The sequence below is a fragment of the Pseudomonas sp. J452 genome (assembly GCF_024666525.1).
GTDB lineage: Bacteria > Pseudomonadota > Gammaproteobacteria > Pseudomonadales > Pseudomonadaceae > Aquipseudomonas.
This window is the reverse complement of sequence record NZ_CP088294.1, coordinates 2,453,579-2,471,998: the sequence shown is the minus strand read 5'-3', so window position 1 is coordinate 2,471,998 and position 18,420 is coordinate 2,453,579. Positions and strand designations below refer to the sequence as shown.

Below are 18,420 nucleotides of genomic sequence, written 5' to 3'. Positions count from 1 at the left end.
TAACCGGCGCACTTTAGTTTCTACGAAGCATCCCTAAAGCACCCAGCAGCATGCAGCACGCTGGGTGCGAGTTACGTCAGGTACTGGCGCTGTCTACCGCCGCCGGCGTTTTGCTTTCGCCAACGCGGCCGTTCAGCAGACGGGCCAACACGTCCTGCACCACCGGGCTCTTGCCGACTACGCCTTCGATGGCTTTGCCCACCGACAGCGACTTGGCGAAGGAATTGAAGAAGTCGCCTTCGCCGCCGACGATCTCGATCTTCGCCTTGGCCAGCGCGGTGGACAGCACCTCGGCCTGATCCTTGGCGATTTCCTTGTTGGCGGCGATAGCGGCCATGGCCTCGTCGAAGTTCGCTTCCAGCTGCATGCGGAACTCCTCGTGCTGACGCGCGTTGTCGCTGAGCGCATCGAGAGCACCGAACTTCTTGCCCAGGCCTTCGGCCTCGGCATTCAGACGCTCCAGCAACACATGGGCTTCGGCCATCCCCAGATCCTGGGTGGCTTTGGCCTTGGCCGCGCCGAGCTGTTCTTCGCCGCGCGCCTGGGCGCCGAGCTTCTCTTCCAGCACCTTGGCGTCGGCCAGGCCGTCTTTTTCCTTGGCGGCAGCCTTGGCTTCGGTCACCCGCGCCTCGGCCATGCCCTTCTCCTGGTCGCCCTTGGCCGCAGCAATCAGTTGTTCGGCATGCACACGGGCTTCGGCCAGGCCTTCCTTCTCCTTGGCGGCGGCGGTGACTTCGCGCACTCGCGCATCGGCCAGACCCGGCGCAGCGCGCTCGGCTTCGATACCTTCGGCCATTTTCTTCTTGGCTTCGGCCTGCTTGGCCGCGGCTTCCAACTCGGCCTGAGCCAGGTTGTTGATTTCCACGGCCTTGTGCTGGGAGCGGGTCTCGTCGGCTTCGGCCTGTTTGACCTGGCGCACCAGCTCCTGCTCGGCTTCGGCCTGGGCGTTGAGCACCATGACCTGCTTGGCCCGATCGGCCTCGGAAACCTCACGCACTTCCTTGATGCGTTCTTCTTCCTGGGCCACGGTTTTCTCGACCGCCACACGCTCGCGGATCACCCCGGCAATGTTCTTGCGTTCGACTTCCAAGGCTTTTTCTTTCTCGATGCGCTGCAGCTCGACTTCGCGCTCACGGGAGACGATTTCCAGGTCCTTGGCGCGGGTGACTTTTTCCACCTCGATAACCACCGCACGCTGGCGGTTCTGCTGCGCCACTTCGACCTCACGCTGATGGTTCTCGGCGCGGATATCCAGCTCCTGCTGGGTAGTGATGCGTGCCTGCTCGGCCTTCAAGCGCTCTTCTTCCTTGACCTTGAGGGTCTCGGCTTCTTCGCGGGCGCGGATGGTTTCGATCTCACGCTTCTGCCGCGCCTCGGCATCGGCTTGCTGACGCTCGAGAGCCAGGGTCGCCTCGCGGGTTTCCACGTTCTTCTTCTTGATCGCCAGCTCTTCGTTGCGTTCCAGATCATTGGTGATGACGTTCTGCGCAGCGGTCAGCTCGGTGATCTTGCGGATACCGGCCGCGTCGAGGATGTTGCTCGGATCCAGGGAGCTCTTGGCGGTCTGCTCCAGGTAGTCGATGGCCACGTCTTCCAGCACATAGCCGTTGAGGTCGTTACCGATCGTCTCGACGATGCGGTCGCGGAACTCCTGGCGGTTCTCGAATAGCTGGACGAAGTCGAACTGCTTGCCGACGGTTTTCAGCGCCTCGGAGAACTTGGCGTTGAACAGCTCATTGACCGCACCACGGTCAGAGGCACGATCCACACCGATGGCCTTGGCCACCTTGAGCACGTCTTCCTGGGTCTCGTTGACGCGCAGGTAGAAGGCCACAGTGATATCGGCACGCATGTTGTCCTTGCAGATCAGGCCGTCCTTGCCGCGCCGATCCACTTCCAGGGTGATCAGCGAGATGCGCATGAACTCCTTGAGGTAGATCACCGGATAGACCAGGGCGCCGGTGAAATGCACCTTGGGCGTCGACGACATGTCGTTGACGATCAGCGCCGTTCCCTGCGGGACCTTGATGTAGAAGGCCTTGAACAGGACGAAAAAGCCGAAGATCAGTAGAAAGAACAGACCCACACCGGTCAGGAAGGGCATCAGCAGCTCGAGGCTCATTGCAATCAATCTCCTTTGATTCAGGGTTGAGTCCGGGTTCAGACGCCCTTGAACTCGTCCTCGGTTATGACCCGGTAGGCATGTTCGGCCTCCAGGTACTCCAGCAACACGACGCGGTCGCCGCGTTTGAAACCTCGCGCCTCATCGGCACGCACGCGCAGGATCAGGCCCGCACCACCGTTTTCCAGCACCGCCTCACCATGAGTCAGGGTGATCCGGCCACTGCGCACCACGGCCGTCTGGCCGAGCACCGAGTTGCTGCTGGTGGCTTCCAGCTTGCGAAACAGCGGGCGTAGCGGCCGGCACAGCGCAGCACTGACCGGCACCGCCAGCAGCAGTGCAGCGAATGCCACAACCAGGCCCAGTGGATAACGCAACAAGCCCAGCGGCAGATAACGCAGGAGCAGCAGTTCGACGAAGTAGCTGACGCTCCAGGCGAAGAAGAACAGCAGGGTCAGCACCAGCGTCACCGGCACGCCGTTCAAGCCCAGCTTCAGCAGCAGCCCGGCGAAGCCCTCCGGCTGCAGCGCATGGTTGTCCAGCGCGGAGTCAGCCTCGATATCGAGCAGATCGACTTCGAGAATGCCCAGCGCAGCGACGCACCAGTAGAGGATTGCCACGCACAGCAGAAAGCTGAACAGCGCGGTGGGGAACGACAAGGCGCACTGCAGGAAGATTTCCATGTTTTTCCTATCCCTGTTGTCGACAAGTCGGCAGCTTGCACTGCCGACATGCGATTACCCGCGAATCAGGACTTGGCCTTGTCCTTCAGACGCGCCAGCACGCTGTCGGCGCTGCCGCTGTCGGCGACGATACCCGCAGCACGTAGCTTGGCTTCCAGCGAGTCGTCCAGGCTGACGGCCTCAGCCAGTTCGGCCGTTGCCTCCATCACCGCCGCGCGCTCGGCCTGCTTCAGCTTGATCCGCTCCAGCGATTCGACCGCGGTATGCAACTTGGCCTGCGAACCACCGTAGCGCTGAGCCACGGCCATCTGCGCCTTCTGTACGCTCTCGGTGGCCTTGACCGTATCCACCTGTTGCTTCAGACGCTTGATATTGGCCTCGGCCTGGCTAACCGCCTTGCGCAACTGCGCCACACTGGCCGCATAACCATCGGCCTGCTCGCGCTCGCCGGCCAGTTCGACCTCGAGGTTGGCGATCTTGCCAGCCACTTCCTTGGCCAAAGCCTCGTTGCCGGCTTCCAGGGCTTTCAGCGCGTACTGCTCGTACTCGGCGACCTTGGTTGCGCTTTTCTCGGCACGATCGGCAGCCAGCTTCTGCTTGGCCATGATCTCTGCCAGGGCCTCCTTGGACTTGCGCAGCTCCAGGTCGGCATCGCGGATTTCCTGATCGAGAATACGCAGGGCCTGACCATCGACCACTGCCTCACCCACTTCGTTGGCACCGCCGCGCAGCGCCGTCAGCAATTTGCTCCAGACGTTCATCAGCATCTCTCCTTCACAGTGGCTTTAGGCACTGGCCTTGAGGAAGCCCTCATAGGCTTCGGTGGCCTTGATCACGTTATCCGCCAGCAACTCGATTTCCTGCACCACGTTGGCCAGGATCGAACTAGCGCTCAACGCACCAAACATGGTGTAGCAAGCCTGCCCGTCCGGCAGCGTTTCCAAACCAATGCACGACAGCGGAAACAGCTTGTGGCTGCGCAGCACTTCTTCATTGAAAGCAGCCGCATCGCGCACATCGGCCAGCGGCCAGAGCAGCGCCTCGACGATGATCTGCTCGCCGAACACGGCGATGAACAACGGCAGGTCGCCGTATTCGCGCATGGTTACATGCAAGCTGGCGTCGGCTCCGTCGATCAGCTCGACCGCCGCACGCCCATCAGTGAACAGCTCCGTTGCCGACAGCGCATCAAACAAGGCTTGCGCAGTCCAGACCTGAGACATGCTCATATCCCCCTCCTTCTCCATAGAGGCCAGCCCCGACTGAGGCTGGCGCAGTTTCCGCTCAAGCGCCGCAAGCACATGGGCGTGCTCGGGCAATATCCAGACTTCCTTCTTCACCAAGCCCTGCTCGCGCAGGCGCTGACGAAAAAGACGCTGGTAATGGGCTGATGATTTGCTTTCCATGGATGCAGATTAATTAATCACATGTAACGAATCAACAGCTCACATGTAATGTTTTTAAAACAACCGTTTGACAGACGAATGCATACCCCGCGACGACCAGTGCCGCCGCGAAATGCGTTGAGAAGGAGGATGAACAACAGGAGGGAGAGCCATCCCGGCCAGATAGAAAGTGCGCATCCTTTCGCAGGGTGCGATTTAACCGCAAAAACACGGCCCCAGCGAAGTGGATTTTCCCAAGGACCAGCACAATCGCATAGGCTTATGCGCTCCCCCTCTGCCCCGGAGCCGTCATGATCCCCAGCAAACCCCTCGCCGGCCTGAAAGTGGTCGAACTCGGCACCCTGATCGCCGGGCCGTTCGCCTCGCGTATCTGCGCCGAGTTCGGCGCCGAGGTGGTCAAGGTCGAGTCGCCGGACGGCGGCGACCCGCTGCGCAAGTGGCGCAAGCTGTACGAGGGCACCTCGCTGTGGTGGTTCGTGCAGGCGCGCAACAAGCAGTCGATCACCCTCAACCTCAAGCACGAGGCCGGCCGTGAGGTGCTGAAGAAGCTGCTGAGCGAGGCCGACATCCTGATCGAGAACTTCCGCCCGGGCGTGCTGGAGAAGCTCGGCCTGGGCTGGGACGTACTGCATGCACTCAACCCGAAATTGGTGATGGTGCGCCTGTCCGGCTTCGGCCAGACCGGGCCGATGCACGAACAGCCGGGCTTCGGCGCGGTGGGCGAGTCCATGGGCGGCTTGCGCTACATCACCGGTTTCGAGGATCGCCCGCCGGTGCGCACCGGCATCAGCATCGGTGACTCGATTGCTGCGCTGTGGGGAGTAATCGGCGCGCTGATGGCGCTGCGTCATCGCGAGGTCAACGGTGGCCAGGGTCAGGTGGTCGACGTGGCACTGTACGAGGCGATCTTCGCCATGATGGAGAGCATGGTCCCGGAGTTCGACGTGTTCGGCTTTATCCGCGAACGCACCGGCAACATCATGCCCGGCATAACGCCCTCCTCGATCCACACCTGCGCGGACGGCAAGCACATCCAGATCGGCGCCAATGGCGATGCGATCTTCCAGCGTTTCATGCGCGCCATTGGTCGCGATGATTTGGCCGCTGCGCCGGACCTGGCCGACAACGCTGGCCGCGACGCCCGCCGTGATGAACTGTACGGAGTGATCGACCGCTGGACCGCCGGCCTGCCACTGAGCGAGGTGGAAGCCACCCTGGTGCGCGCCGAGGTGCCGGCCAGCCGTATCTACTCGGCCGAGGACATGTTCAAGGATCCGCAATTCCTCGCCCGCGAGATGCTCCTCTCGGCCAAGCTGCCGGACGGCAAGCCGTTCAAGATGCCCGGCATCGTGCCCAAGCTGAGCGACACACCAGGCGGCGTGGAATGGACCGGGCCGGCGCTGGGCGAACACAACGCACAGGTACTCGACGGATTGGGCTACAGCGCCGAACAGATTGCGGCCTTGAAGGCCGCCGGCACCATCTGACCCAGTAGCCCGGACTTCAGTCCGGGTTTCCCCAACGCCTTGTCCCCCGGACTGAAGTCCGGGCTACCCTGATTCCTATGCGTGCAGACAGCTCTGCGACGCAAGCATTCAATCAGGCGCCATGCACGGACCAACGGCCTTGCCGGAAAATACTTAAAAGTCCAATATGGACAAATAAGTTTATTTCCAGTCCAGCGGAGCGCCTTCCCCATGTCCAGCCCGACTCCTTATGTGATCCACCAGGCCGAAGCCGAACGTCTGCTCGCCCGCATCGACGTGCCTGCGGCCCTGCGCAGCATGTTCCGCAGCCTGGCCGCCGGCCAGGCCGTGCAGCCGGCGCAGCAGCTGGTGGAGTTCCCCACGGGCGGCGACTTCATCAATTATCTGGGCGTGCTGGCCGAAGAAGGCGTGTACGGGGTCAAAACCTCGCCCTACATTCCCGGCCCACAAGGCGCCGTGGTCACCGCCTGGACCCTGCTGATGTCGATGCAGACCGGCCAGCCGCTGCTGCTGTGCGACGCCCACAGCCTGACCACCGCGCGCACCGCCGCCACCACCGCCCTGGCGGTCGAAGAGCTGGCACCGGCCGGCGCTCGTCACCTGGCGATCATCGGCAGCGGCGCAGTAGCCCGCGCCCACCTGCATCATGTGAAAGGCCTGCGCGAGTGGCAGAGCATCCGCCTGTACTCGCCGAGCCTGGCCAGCCGCAGCGCCGCCGAGCGCGCCGAGCTGCAGGCTCTGGATAGCCGCTTGCAGCTGTGCGACAGCCAGGCAGATGCGGTGACCGACGTCGAAGTGATTCTGCTCTGCACCTCCTCGGCCAAGGCACTGCTCGACCCGCTGGCCCTGGGCCGCGCCGCGCTGATCACCTCGATCAGCACCAACGCGCCGCGCGCCCATGAAGTACCGCCTGCCAGCCTGGCCGGCATGGACGTGTACTGCGACTACCGCGCCACCACCCCCGGCTCGGCCGGCGAGATGCTGCTGGCGGCAGAAACCGGCTGGAACCGCAGCAGCATCCGCGGCGACCTGCCCGAACTGCTCAGCGGCCAGGCGCCCAAGCCGGACTACCAGCGCCCGGTGTTCTTCCGCTCGATCGGCCTGGGCCTGGAAGACATGGCCCTGGCCAACGCCCTGTACCAGCTGCGGGAGCAGGGCCAATGAGCGCGGTGATCGACACTGAATTCCTGATCATCGGCGCCGGTATCGCCGGCGCCTCCACCGGCTACTTCCTCGCCACGCACAGCAAGACCGTCCTGCTGGAGCGCGAGAGCCAGCCCGGCTACCACTCCACCGGTCGCTCCGCGGCGCTCTATACCCTGGCCTACGGCACACCCCAGGTGCGCGCCCTGACCGCCGCCAGCCGCGCCTTCTTCGACGCGCCGCCAGCCGGTTTCAGCGAGCATCCGATCCTCAGCCCACGTGGCGAAATGGTGGTGGACTTCAGCGGCGACCCGGACGAACTACAGCGCCAATATGAAAGCGGCAAGGCCAGCGTGGCGGAGATGCGCCTGCTGGATGCCGACCAGGCCTGCGCCATCGTGCCGGTGCTGCGCCGCGACAAGGTGCATGGCGCCATGCTCGACCCCAGCGCCGCCGATATCGACACCGATGCCCTGCACCAGGGCTTCCTGCGCGGCATTCGCCAACAGGGCGGGGAAATACACTGCACCAGCGAAGTCACCAGCATCGGCAAGACCGTCGACGGCTGGCAGGTGCGCTGCGGCCAGCAGCTGTACAGCGCGCGCGTGCTGATCAACGCCGCCGGCGGCTGGTGCGACGAGATCGCCAAGCTGGCCGGGGTCGCCCCCATCGGCCTGGTCCCCAAGCGCCGCGCGGCCTTCACCTTCCTGCCGCCGGAAGGCGTCGACAGCCATGCCTGGCCCTGCCTGGTGGACCTGCACGAAGCCTTCTACTTCAAGCCGGATGCCGGCCAGTTGCTCGGTTCGCCAGCCAATGCCGACCCGGTCGAGCCCCATGACGTGCAGCCGGAAGAGCTGGACATCGCCCTCGGCATTTACCAGATCGAGGAACACACCAGCCTGAGCATCCGCCGCCCGCAGCACAGCTGGGCCGGGCTGCGCTCGTTCGTCGCCGACGGCGATCTGGTCGGCGGCTACGACACGCAGGTGCAGGGTTTCTTCTGGGTCGCTGCCCAGGGCGGCTATGGCATCCAGACCAGTGCAGCGATGGGCGAGGCCTGCGCCGCACTGATCCGCCAGCAACCATTGCCGGAGCGCTTGGCCGCCTTCGGCCTGACAGCTGCCATGCTCAGCCCCGCCCGCCTGCATCAATAAGCCTCGCGCCCGCCCGGATTGCATCCGGGCTACGGTGACACTACAGCGCGGGGTGGCTGATGACGCACCCGGCGCTTTGCGGCACACTCGCCGAGCCGATCCAGGAGCCCACCGCATGACGCCCCGCCCCGCCGCCGACCTCGACAACTTCCGCGCCATCGCCGACGCCATCGCCACCCTGTTCTACCCCCATGCCGAGGTGGTGCTGCACGACCTGCGCACGCAGAAGATCGACCATATCGCCAACAACCTATCCAAGCGCGCAGTCGGCGACGATGCAGCGCTGGAAGACATGCTCAGCGGCGAGGTGGACGAGCGCAATATCGGCCCCTACGAGAAGCTCAACTGGGACGGCCAGAAGATCCGTTCGCTCAGCACCGTGCTGCGCGATGCCAAGGGCACGCCGATCGCCGTGCTGTGCCTGAACCTGAATATCTCGATGTTCGAGCGCGCCAAGCAGGCGCTGGATCTGTTCCTCTCCGCCAGCAGGCTGATCCCGCAACCGGACGCACTGTTCCGCGACGACTGGCAGGAGCGCATCAACACCTTCCTGCACGCCTGGCTGCAGCAGCGCCAACTCGGTCTCAACCTGCTGACCCGCGAACACAAGCGCGAACTGGTCGAGGCGCTGCACGCCGAAGGCGCGTTCAAGGGCAAGAGCGCCGCCAACTATGTGGCCAATGTGCTGAACATGGGCCGCGCCACGGTCTACAAGCACCTCAAGGAAATCAAGGGCGAGGCCTAAACCACGACCCACCGGCAAGGAATGCCAACATGCAACGCCTGATCCGCTACACCTGCATCTTCGTGCAGGGCCTGACCATCCCACTGACGGCCGGCCTGTTCCTCTGCGCCGTGACCGGCGAGCTGCAACAGCAACGTCTGGTTCTGGAGTGGCCGTACCTGATCGACTCCTACCACCCGGCCCTGGACATCCTCGGCCTCTCACTGCCGGGCATCCTGCTCTACACCGTACTGGCCAGCCTGCTGCGCCAGCACCTCCTGCATGCCGTGGCTCTGCTCCTGCTTGCAATGTTGACCGCCTACAGCGCTGTCCAGGCCTTCGCCACGGCCTTCGGCAATACCTGGACGTCGGCGGAAGTGTTCTTCGAGCTGTATCTCGCCCACCTGCACCTGCTGGCCCTGGCCCTGTTCCCCGGCCTGTTGCTGTGGTGGCTGCCCGATTGGCTGCACCAACGTTTGCGCCGGGCATGAAAAAGCCGCGCTAGGCGCGGCTTTTTGCTACGGCAGGTGCATCAGTCGCCGTAGATATCGAAACTGAAGTACTTGCTCTGGATCTTCTGGTACTCGCCGCTGGCGCGGATCGCCAGGATCGCCGCATTCAACTTGTCGAGCAGGGCCTGGTCGCCCTTGCGCACGGCGATGCCGGCGCCCTCGCCGAAGTAGGCCGGATCGGTGAACGCCGGCCCGACGAAGGCAAAACCCTTGCCCTGCTCGGTCTTGAGGAAGCCTTCATCCACCGGAATGGCATCGGCCAGGGTGCCGTCGACTCGACCGGACACCATGTCCAGGTAGATCTCGTTCTGCGAGCTGTAGCGCACCACTTCCACGCCCTTGGGCGCCAGCACTTCAGTGGCGAAACGGTCGGTGGTGGTGGCGCGCTGCACGGCGATGCGCTTGCCGTTCAGGCTGCTGAAGTCGGCGCTGACTTCGCTACCGGCCTTCATCGCCAGGCGTGCCGGGCTGTAGTAGTACTTGCCGGTGAAATCCACCGACTTGCGGCGCTCGTCGGTGATGGTCATGGACGACAGCACGGCATCGACCTTCTTCACCTTCAGCGAGGGGATCAGTCCATCGAACTCCTGCTCGACCCACTGGCATTCGACCTTCATCTCGGCGCACAGGGCGCCACCGATTTCCACATCGAAGCCATCCAGTTGGCCATCGGCGGTCTTGAAGGCAAAGGGCGGATAAGCAGCCTCGATACCCAGGCGCAGGGGTTTATCGGCGGCGAACAGGCTGGATGCCATCAGGCTCAGGGCAAGACTGCCCAACAGGACGAGTTTCTTCATGGTGCGACTCCCGCTATACGTGTGGGCGCCCGCCGCAAGGTGGCGGGCAGGTTGGCTGTAGGCGTTACTGGCGTGGCAGAAGAAAAGGCAGGCGGCGCGGACCGCTGCTGCAATGGAACCGGTTGGGCAGGTGCTGATGCATGATCGCTCGCCGCTGATTTGTACTTATGAGTCCATACTGGACTTTTATGTACATACCGTCAACCAACGGTAACAACCGCAGGTCGGCGTCCGCCAGGCGTGTCGAAACACCGCGAGGAAACACCTGCAACGACACTCGTGATGGGCCGGTGAGGCCATGCGTTGGCTTCGCGGTCGTAGGGTACGCCGTGCGCACCAGGGTGCTGTACGGGTTATCCGGTAGCGCAGCGCACCCTACGAAAAGCCAGCGCCGCTGGTGGGAATGCGATCAGTCGCTCAGGACTTGCTCCAGCGCCCGGCCGCGTCCTGATCGCTGGCCCGCCCCTCCACCCAGCGTGCGCCTTCGGCCGTGTCTTCCTTCTTCCAGAACGGCGCGCGGGTCTTGAGGTAGTCCATGATGAAGTTGCAGGCGTCGAAGGCCGCCTGGCGGTGGGCGCTGGCGGTGCCGACGAAGACGATCGGCTCGCCCGGCGGCAACTGGCCGACGCGGTGGACGATTTCTACGCGTAGCAGCGGCCAGCGCTGCTCGGCTTCCACCACGATCTTCTGCAGGGCCTTCTCGGTCATGCCCGGGTAGTGTTCGAGGAACATACCGTGCACGTCCTGGCCGTCATTGAAGTCGCGCACGTAGCCGACAAAACCGACCACCGCACCGATGCCCAGCTGCGCCGCATGCAGGGCGTTCAGCTCGGCGCCGGGGTCGAAGGCCGTGGGTTCGACGCGAACGGTCATAAAATTGTTAGCCTCCCGTGACCGTGGGGAAGAAGGCCACTTCATCGCCATCGGCCAGTTCGCTATCCAGGCTGCACAGCTCCTGGTTGCGCGCGCACATCAGGTTCTGTTCGGCCAGCACCTGCCATACGCCGCCGCGGCTAAGCAGGTGCTCGCGCAGCTGATCAAGGCTACTCAGCGCGGCGAGCTGCAACTGCTCGCCATCGATACCCAGCACCTCACGGTAACGGGCGAAATACTGCACGCGAATCATGCCGGCTGCTCCGCTATAAAGTGGCCGCTCTTGCCGCCTAGTTTCTCCAGCAGGCGCACCGATTCGATGACCATGCCGCGATCCACCGCCTTGCACATGTCATAGATAGTCAGCGCGGCGACGCTGGCGGCGGTCAGTGCTTCCATCTCCACGCCGGTCTGCCCGGCCAGCTTGCAGCGCGCCTGGATGCGCACGCAGTCGTCACCCTCGGCCTGCAGTTCGACTTTGACGCTGGTCAGCATCAGCGGATGGCACAGCGGGATCAGATCAGATGTCTTCTTCGCCGCCTGGATGCCGGCAATGCGCGCCACGGCAAACACGTCGCCTTTCGGATGGCCGCCGCTGGCGATCATCTGCAGGGTGGCGGGCAGCATGCGCACGCGGGCTTCGGCCACAGCCTCGCGGGAGGTCACCGCCTTGTCGGTGACATCCACCATGTTGGCGCGGCCTTGGGAATCGAGATGGGTCAGCACGGTCTTGCTCCGGAAAAGATGCGGCCATTGTAACGCCGCCCGCAGCCGAAGCGCGCATCCCCTCCCCCGAATGGGAGAGGGGAATACCGCGTGATTTACATGTGGGTTTCCGCGTACTCGGCCAGCAGCGAACGCGGCACGCCCTGCAAGGTGATGTGTACGCCGTGCTCGAAGTCCTTGAAGCGTTCGGTGAGGTAGGTGAGACCCGAGCTGGTGGCGGACAGGTAAGGCGTATCGATCTGCGCCAGGTTGCCCAGGCAGATCACCTTGGAGCCCGTGCCGGCGCGGGTGATGATGGTCTTCATCTGGTGCGGTGTGAGGTTCTGGCACTCGTCGATCAGGATCAGGCTGTGCTGGAAACTGCGCCCGCGGATGTAGTTGAGCGATTTGAACTGCAGCGGCACCTTCTGCAGGATGTAGTCGACGCTGCCGTGGGTGCTCTCGTCGTCCATGTGCAGCGCTTCCAGGTTGTCGGTAATGGCGCCCAGCCAGGGCTCCATCTTCTCGGCTTCGGTGCCGGGCAAAAAGCCGATGTCCTCGTCCAGGCCCTGCACGCTACGGGTGGCGATGATGCGCCGGTAGCGCTTGCTGACCATGGTCTGCTCGATGGCCGCGGCCAGGGCCAGGATGGTCTTGCCCGAGCCGGCGGCGCCGGACAGGTTGACCAGGTGGATGTCTGGATCGAGCAGGGCGAACAGCGCCAGCGACTGGTAGATGTCGCGCGGCTTGAGGCCCCAGGCTTCCTGGTGCAGCAGCGGCTCTTGGTGCAGGTCGAGGATGGTCAGGGTGCGTCCGTCGATGCCCTTGACCCAGCCAACGAAGCCCTGCTCGTCGATGATGAACTCGTTGACGTGCACGGCCGGCAGGTTGTCGGTGAGCTGCACCTGGTGCCAGGTACGGCCGTGGCCCTGGCGGGTCTCGACCTTGTTCACGCGGTCCCAGAACGAGCCCGTCATGTTGTGGTAGCCACGCGACAGCAGGTTGACGTCGTCGACCAACTGGTCGGTGTGGTAGTCCTCCGCGGAAATGCCACAGGCGCGCGCCTTCAGGCGCATGTTGATGTCTTTGGTCACCAGCACCACACGCACACCCGGATTGCGGCTGCGCAGGTCGACCAACTGGTTGATGATCTTGTTGTCGTTGAGGTCTTCCGGCAGCCAGGTCAGCGGCTCGGCACGCTTGCTCATGAGGATCGACAGACTGCCGCAGGGCCCGCTCTTGCCACGCTGGATCGGTACGCCCTTCTCCACCTCCTCCGGGTTGGCCTCGCCCAGTACCTGGTCGATCAGGCGGATGGCCTGGCGACATTCGGCGGCGACCGAGTGCTTGCCGGCCTTGAGCTTGTCCAGCTCTTCGAGCACGGTCATGGGGATGGTGACGTGGTGTTCCTGGAAGTTCAGCAGCGCGTTTGGATCGTGGATAAGGACGTTGGTGTCGAGGACATAGAGGGTGGGCTGGGTGGAGCGGGTGTGTCCGTGATCATCCATACTCGGTCACCTTATCTGGGGGCCATGCGGAGCCGGCAAAGCACTCCGTCGAAGGGCCGTCGGCCTCCCGGCCAGAGCCGGAAAAGTGCGCGCAAAGGTGATGGCCTGAAGCCGCCACCTGTGCTGCAGGGTTCGACGGTCTGTCTTTGTTAATACTCCATTGCGGGTGACAGAAAAAAGAACTTTTTCATCACTTGCAGACTTTTTTATCGGCTCGACGAATAACCCTTGGCGTACCCGACCCGCACCGTTAAAGTCGGAAGTCCTGCCCCTCGGCGAGCCCGCTGCGGCTCGCTCAGTAACGCCCTCGCCAACCCCCGAAAAGACCCTCTATATTCGCGCGCCACTCAGCGATAGCTGCGGCAATCCTGCCACTGCAGCGGCACCCCTGCGCTCGCCTGCAGCACCCAGGGCAAGGCACCTTGGGCCTTGTTATGGATGTCGTGGAACAGCAGCACACCGCGGCGCCACAGCAGCATCAGGGTCAGCACGCGCTGGCCGGCGGCCTCGGCGTTGACCTTGCTGCTCCAGTCCTGCGAGTCGATCTGCCACAGCGCCACCTGCAGGCCCTGGCTGGCGAAGAAGGCCTGGCTGTCAGCCTGGCGCTGGCCATAGGGCGGACGGAACAGCGGCACGTACAGCTCCGGCAGTTCGCGCTGCAGCAGTTCACGGGTGCGGCTCACCGAGCCCTGCCAGTCGGCCCAGCTGGCGTGCGACTTGTGTTCCCAGCCATGGGAAGCCACGCACTGGCCGGCATACAGCTGGTTCAGGGCGGCGGCCGAAGTCTTCCGCAGGCGCTGCTGCAGGTTGCTGCCGAGCACGTAGAAGGTGCCGTTGAGGCCCTGCTGGCGCAGCCAGGCCGCCAGCTTGTCCGTGTGGCCGCCGAGCGTCGTGGGGCCATCGTCGAAGGTCAGCAGGAACTGCATATCGGCCAGTTCGTCGCCGTTACGTTCCTGCTCGGAGAACAGCGCGATCTCGCTGCTGATCCGCGGGAACAGCGCGGCCAGGCGCATCTGCTCGTTGAGGTAGCCGAGATGGAAACGCTGGCTGGCCTCGGCCCAGGCGAAGTAGCGCGAGTCCGGCGCGATCACCAGTTGCCGGGCCTGCTCGCGCAGTGCGGCGACATCCGCGACCGGCGCGCAGAAATCGCTGGTCGGTGTGCAGCTCTGCCGGGCGAAGCGATAGTTCTCCAGCAGGCGCTGCCAGAAACGCTCACGCACCTGGGCGATCGACTGCAGGTTGGCCGATTTCAGCCCCAGGCGGGATTTCCAGGCCGCCTCGTCGAGCCCTTCGCTGGCCTGCAGGGCCTGGGCGAAGGTGAGGATTTCCGCGCGCGAGGCGCTATCGAAAGCAGCCTGACTGTGCAGCGGCTCGGGCCAGGTGCCGCGATCGAGGGTGGCGAAGGTCGCGGGGCCGGCGGCCTGAACGCTGCCGGCCAGCAGGCCGAAGCCAAGCAATAGGGTTCTGATCAACATGAATAGTCTTCCTTGAATGAAAAACGCGCCCCTGAGGAGCGCGTTGTCTGGATCGGCGACAGATCAGTGACGATCCTGCACGCGCAGGATGGCCTTGTCGTACACCGGGTTGGCCTTCTGTTCCTTGGCCAGGTGGTAGTGGCGCAGGGCGTCGTCGTACTGCTCGGCCGCCTCGTAGATACGCGCGATGTTGTAGTAGGAGCCGGCCCGCACGGTGGCCGCACTGGCGCCGCTGGCCAAGGCGATGGCCTTGCGGTTGGCCCAGATCGCCTCGGCGGTGCGCCCGGCCTTCTGGTAGGCCAGGCCGAGGTTGCCATAGGCCTGGCCGTAGTTGGCATCCAGCTCGATGGCTTCGCGGTAGAAGTCGATGGCCTGGTCCAGCTGGCCGGCATGGTAGGCCGTCTCACCCTGGCGGTTGAGTGCCTTGGCGTCGCCCTGGGCGGCTTGTGTGGCAGTCAGGCTGGCAATGCTCTGGCCTTCGTTCTGCAGCGGCTGGAGGATGCCGCCGATGGTGGCGCTTTCGCCACTGATGCCCTGCAGCTGGTTGATGTCCTGGAAGTCGCCATTGCCGGCGACGCGGAACACCGTCCACAGGTTGCCACGCTGGCCCTGCGGCACGTAGTAGGTGCGCACCAGCGACTGGCCGACATAGACGAACACCTTGGCCTGGCTGGCGCTCAGGGCATTGGCCGAAGGGTTGGTGCTGTTGATGAAGTCATGCACGGCGTACACATAGGTCTCGCCGAAGCGCTTCTTCTGCAGGGTGATGGTTTCCGGGCCGTAGCTGTCGGTGTCGTCGACATCCAGGTTGGCCTCCTCGCCCTCCTTCTCGCTGAAGAAGACGTGGTTGCCCGGGTAGGCGATGTGCGAGTCGAGGTCGGCCGGGGCCTGCCCCCAGCTGAGCACCACGCGCATACCGTCGAGGCTCTGCATCACCGGGCTGATGGCGTAGGTCATGCCCTTGCACGGGCATTTGGCGACCAGGTTGGAGTAGCCGGTTTTCTTGATGATCAGCAGGCTGGCGGCATCATCAGGGAAGGCCGTGGTCAGGCTGACCTGGCCCTGGGCGTTGGTCTTGCCGACCACGCTCTGCGCGCCGTTCTTCTGCACCAGCACTTCGGCGTCGGCGATGCGCTGGTCCTTGACCACGGCACTGAGCACTTCGATGGGCAGTTGCTCGGCCTGGACCAGGGCAGCGGTGGATGCGAACAGCAGGGATGCGATGGTGCGAGGGAGAAAACTCACTGCGACCTCCTTGTCAAAGCGATGAATGGAAGGCGCGGCCAAACGACCGCGCGGCGGCCACTATAACCGCAGCCCGAACCCCAGTCTGTGACTGATCGCCCCGATAGCTGGAGCCGCACCCCGCATCCAGCCTAGAATCGCCGCCACGTTTTATGGAGACGCTCCGATGCTGATGGTGATTTCCCCCGCCAAGACCCTGGACTACGAGACGCCGCCGGTGATCGGCCGTTTCACCCAGCCCGCGCACCTGGACCACGCCCAGGAGCTGATCGGCCAATTGCGCGAACTGAGCCCGCAGCAGATCGGCGAACTGATGCACCTGTCGGACAAGCTCGCCGCCCTCAACGTCGCCCGCTACGGCAGCTGGCAGCGGCCGTTCAACCCGTCCAACGCCAAGCAGGCGCTGCTCGCCTTCAAGGGCGATGTGTACACCGGGCTGAACGCCGAAGACTTCGCCGAGGCCGACTTCGACTTCGCCCAGACCCACCTGCGCATGCTCTCCGGCCTGTACGGCGTACTGCGCCCGCTCGACCTGATGCAGCCCTACCGCCTGGAAATGGGCACCAAACTGGCCAACCCGCGCGGCAACAACCTCTACGATTTCTGGGGCGAGCAGATCAGCGCCTGGCTCAATGAGGCCCTGGCCGAACAGGGCGACGACGTGCTGCTCAACCTGGCCTCCAACGAGTACTTCGGCGCGGTCAAGCGCAAGGCCCTGAAGGCGCGAGTCATCGACACCGAGTTCAAGGACCTGAAGAACGGCCAGTACAAGATCATCAGCTTCTACGCCAAGAAGGCCCGCGGCCTGATGGCCCGCTACGTGATCAAGGAGCGCCTGCGCGATCCGGCTGGGCTGAAGGACTTCAGCTATGCCGGCTACCGCTACAGCGCCGAGCAGTCCAAGCCGGACAGCCTGGTATTCCTGCGCGACCAGCCGCCAGAGTAATGGCTGAAGGGTGCGGGGTGGATCGCGCGCCATCGAGCCACCGCGCGGCGCCCTGGTGGATGAGCACAGCGTCATCCACCCTTGGCCTGATCCTGTAGGAGCCAGCTTGCTGGCGATAGGCAGACAGCGTCCCGCTGATCGCCAGCAAGCTGGCTCCTACATAAGGTTGTGCTGAATACCAGTATCTATGCGCTGGCGCGCCAGGTCAGTGACTCTGGCCCGCAAGGCAAGTACAGGCGGCAAGGCCCTTGTGTAGGATGCGGGCAGGATTCAGCCCTCATCACAACAAGGAGCCAGCATGAGCCAGCCCGTGGTACTGATCACCGGATGTTCCAGCGGCATCGGCCGCGCCCTGGCCGACGCCTTCCACGGCGCCGGTTACCGGGTCTGGGCCTGTGCGCGCAAAGCCGCTGACCTCAGCGCGCTGAGCGCCGCCGGTTTCGTCGCCGTGCAGCTGGACGTCAACGATGCCCAGGCCGTGCAACAGGCGGCCACCCGCCTGCAACAAGAAGCCGGGCGCCTCGATGTGCTGATCAACAATGCCGGCTACGGCGCCATGGGCCCGCTGCTCGATGGCGGCGCCGATGGCATGCGCCAGCAGTTCGAGACCAACGTGTTCAGCCTGGTCGAGCTGACCCGCGCCTGCTTCCCCCTGCTGCGCGCCAGCCGCGGTCTGGTGGTGAATATCGGCAGCATCTCCAGCGTACTGGTGACCCCGTTCGCCGGCACCTACTGTGCCTCCAAGGCCGCCGTACATGCGCTCTCCGATGCCCTGCGCATGGAGCTGGCGCCATTTGCCATCGCGGTCATGGAAGTGCAGCCAGGCGCCATCGCTTCGAGCTTCGGCAACAATGCCAGCCAGGCCGCGGAACAGCTGCTCAACGACAGCTCACCCTGGTGGCCGCTGCGCGACGGCATCCGCGCCCGCGCCAATGCCTCCCAGGACAAACCGACCCCGGCCAGCGCGTTCGCCGCCGACCTGCTCGCCGCCGTGCAACGCCCCAAGCGCCCGGCCCTGCTGCGCCTCGGCCATGGCTGCCGCAGCCTGCCCTTGCTGGCCTTCCTGCTGCCGCGCACACTGCTGCAGGCCGTGCTGAAGAAACGCTTCGGCCTCAATCAGAAGCTTGTCTGAAATCATGTCCAGCCCGCGCCGCTTTGCCCTCTACCAGTACGCGCTCGGCGCCGCCGCAGCGGTGTTCGCACTCAACCTGCTGGTGCGCGGCCTGCTCAAGGTTGGCGGCCTGCCCGCCACCTTGCTGGTGGCCATCGTCGTCGCGCTGGGCCTGCGCTGGCTGTTCACCCGCCTCGAAGGCCACCTGCCTCGCCACGGCGAAGCCTGGGGCCTCAACCTGCTCTACGGCGCGATACTCGGCCTGCTCTACTTCGGCCTGTGGGGCCTGATGTGGCTGAAGGACGAACCCGGCCACATGGGCCAGCTGATCTTCGTGCTGCACTACCTGAGCTACCCCGTAGCGCTGGCCTTCGCCCTGCATCTAGGCCGGCGCCCGACGTAGCTTCGCCATGCAGCCCCACGCTAGCCCTGCACACACCTGTACGACTGACGCCGAGCCATTCGTATCGACGATCCGGCCCGCTGCGCTAGGATAGTTGCGCGCCCTTCGCCACTGTTCGAGGCGGCT

General features: G+C 64.3%; 19 protein-coding genes. 8 read left to right on the top strand and 11 right to left on the bottom strand.

Translation table 11 applies throughout. The features are described 5' to 3' along the window. Nucleotides 1-76: 76 nt before the first annotated feature. From LRS11_RS11260 to LRS11_RS11245, 4 genes are all read right to left on the bottom strand, one after another. Nucleotides 77-2,122, bottom strand: coding sequence for a flotillin family protein (locus LRS11_RS11260; protein ID WP_260493088.1), 2,046 nt, complete (start codon nucleotides 2,120-2,122; stop codon nucleotides 77-79). Nucleotides 2,123-2,160: 38 nt separating this feature from the next. Further along, complete coding sequence (locus LRS11_RS11255) at nucleotides 2,161-2,805, bottom strand: OB-fold-containig protein (protein WP_260493087.1); 645 nt, start codon at nucleotides 2,803-2,805, stop codon at nucleotides 2,161-2,163. A gap of 65 nt (nucleotides 2,806-2,870) precedes the next feature. Beyond that, complete coding sequence (locus LRS11_RS11250; RefSeq protein ID WP_260493086.1) at nucleotides 2,871-3,566, bottom strand: PspA/IM30 family protein; 696 nt, start codon at nucleotides 3,564-3,566, stop codon at nucleotides 2,871-2,873. Nucleotides 3,567-3,590: 24 nt separating this feature from the next. Continuing rightward, a complete protein-coding gene (locus LRS11_RS11245; protein ID WP_260493085.1) occupies nucleotides 3,591-4,211 on the bottom strand; it encodes a YjfI family protein in 621 nt (206 codons plus the stop codon). A gap of 290 nt (nucleotides 4,212-4,501) precedes the next feature. On the opposite strand from LRS11_RS11245, the gene LRS11_RS11240 reads away from it, so the two are divergent. From LRS11_RS11240 to LRS11_RS11220, 5 genes are all read left to right on the top strand, one after another. After that, nucleotides 4,502-5,698, top strand: coding sequence for a CaiB/BaiF CoA-transferase family protein (locus tag LRS11_RS11240; protein ID WP_260493084.1), 1,197 nt, complete (start codon nucleotides 4,502-4,504; stop codon nucleotides 5,696-5,698). A 210-nt stretch (nucleotides 5,699-5,908) separates the two neighbouring features. Beyond that, nucleotides 5,909-6,862 (top strand): ornithine cyclodeaminase family protein, encoded by a 954-nt coding sequence (locus tag LRS11_RS11235; RefSeq protein ID WP_260493083.1) that lies wholly within the window; start codon nucleotides 5,909-5,911, stop codon nucleotides 6,860-6,862. Next, the gene (locus tag LRS11_RS11230; RefSeq protein WP_409519727.1) at nucleotides 6,859-7,995 is read left to right on the top strand and encodes an NAD(P)/FAD-dependent oxidoreductase; all 1,137 of its coding nucleotides are present in this window, start codon (nucleotides 6,859-6,861) and stop codon (nucleotides 7,993-7,995) included. Before LRS11_RS11235 ends, LRS11_RS11230 begins: the two co-directional genes overlap by 4 nt. A 115-nt stretch (nucleotides 7,996-8,110) precedes the next feature. Then, nucleotides 8,111-8,740 (top strand): transcriptional regulator, encoded by a 630-nt coding sequence (locus LRS11_RS11225; protein WP_260493082.1) that lies wholly within the window; start codon nucleotides 8,111-8,113, stop codon nucleotides 8,738-8,740. 29 nt (nucleotides 8,741-8,769) lie between these two features. Then, complete coding sequence (locus LRS11_RS11220) at nucleotides 8,770-9,210, top strand: hypothetical protein (protein ID WP_260493081.1); 441 nt, start codon at nucleotides 8,770-8,772, stop codon at nucleotides 9,208-9,210. Between the two features lie 41 nt (nucleotides 9,211-9,251). Here the strand turns inward: LRS11_RS11220 and LRS11_RS11215 are convergent, their stop codons facing one another. The 7 genes from LRS11_RS11215 to LRS11_RS11185 form a co-directional block, all read right to left on the bottom strand. Further along, nucleotides 9,252-10,028 carry an ABC transporter substrate-binding protein gene (locus LRS11_RS11215; protein ID WP_260493080.1) on the bottom strand — a complete coding sequence of 259 codons (777 nt, stop codon included), beginning with the start codon at nucleotides 10,026-10,028 and terminating at the stop codon, nucleotides 9,252-9,254. A 417-nt stretch (nucleotides 10,029-10,445) separates the two neighbouring features. Further along, nucleotides 10,446-10,901, bottom strand: coding sequence for a molybdopterin synthase catalytic subunit MoaE (moaE, locus tag LRS11_RS11210; protein ID WP_260493079.1), 456 nt, complete (start codon nucleotides 10,899-10,901; stop codon nucleotides 10,446-10,448). A 7-nt stretch (nucleotides 10,902-10,908) separates the two neighbouring features. Continuing rightward, a complete protein-coding gene (locus LRS11_RS11205) occupies nucleotides 10,909-11,154 on the bottom strand; it encodes a MoaD/ThiS family protein (RefSeq protein ID WP_173204046.1) in 246 nt (81 codons plus the stop codon). Beyond that, nucleotides 11,151-11,627 carry a cyclic pyranopterin monophosphate synthase MoaC gene (moaC, locus tag LRS11_RS11200; protein ID WP_260493078.1) on the bottom strand — a complete coding sequence of 159 codons (477 nt, stop codon included), beginning with the start codon at nucleotides 11,625-11,627 and terminating at the stop codon, nucleotides 11,151-11,153. The genes LRS11_RS11205 and moaC overlap by 4 nt, the downstream gene beginning before the upstream one ends. A gap of 95 nt (nucleotides 11,628-11,722) precedes the next feature. Next, on the bottom strand, nucleotides 11,723-13,114 hold the full coding sequence (locus LRS11_RS11195) for a PhoH family protein (RefSeq protein WP_260493077.1): 1,392 nt from the start codon (nucleotides 13,112-13,114) through the stop codon (nucleotides 11,723-11,725). A gap of 347 nt (nucleotides 13,115-13,461) precedes the next feature. Then, nucleotides 13,462-14,589: a polysaccharide deacetylase family protein gene (locus tag LRS11_RS11190; RefSeq protein ID WP_260493076.1), complete on the bottom strand. Its 1,128-nt coding sequence runs from the start codon at nucleotides 14,587-14,589 to the stop codon at nucleotides 13,462-13,464. A 63-nt stretch (nucleotides 14,590-14,652) separates the two neighbouring features. Beyond that, complete coding sequence (locus LRS11_RS11185; RefSeq protein ID WP_409519726.1) at nucleotides 14,653-15,834, bottom strand: tetratricopeptide repeat protein; 1,182 nt, start codon at nucleotides 15,832-15,834, stop codon at nucleotides 14,653-14,655. Nucleotides 15,835-16,000: 166 nt separating this feature from the next. Here LRS11_RS11185 and yaaA point away from each other — a divergent pair, with 166 nt between their 5' ends. The 3 genes from yaaA to LRS11_RS11170 all read left to right on the top strand — a co-directional run bounded on the left by yaaA (nucleotide 16,001) and on the right by LRS11_RS11170 (nucleotide 18,294). Then, nucleotides 16,001-16,780: a peroxide stress protein YaaA gene (gene yaaA / locus LRS11_RS11180; RefSeq protein ID WP_260493075.1), complete on the top strand. Its 780-nt coding sequence runs from the start codon at nucleotides 16,001-16,003 to the stop codon at nucleotides 16,778-16,780. A 298-nt stretch (nucleotides 16,781-17,078) separates the two neighbouring features. Further along, entirely contained in the window at nucleotides 17,079-17,912 is an 834-nt protein-coding gene (locus tag LRS11_RS11175; protein WP_260493074.1) for an SDR family oxidoreductase, read from the top strand. 4 nt (nucleotides 17,913-17,916) lie between these two features. After that, nucleotides 17,917-18,294 carry a hypothetical protein gene (locus tag LRS11_RS11170; RefSeq protein WP_260493073.1) on the top strand — a complete coding sequence of 126 codons (378 nt, stop codon included), beginning with the start codon at nucleotides 17,917-17,919 and terminating at the stop codon, nucleotides 18,292-18,294. Nucleotides 18,295-18,420: the final 126 nt, after the last annotated feature.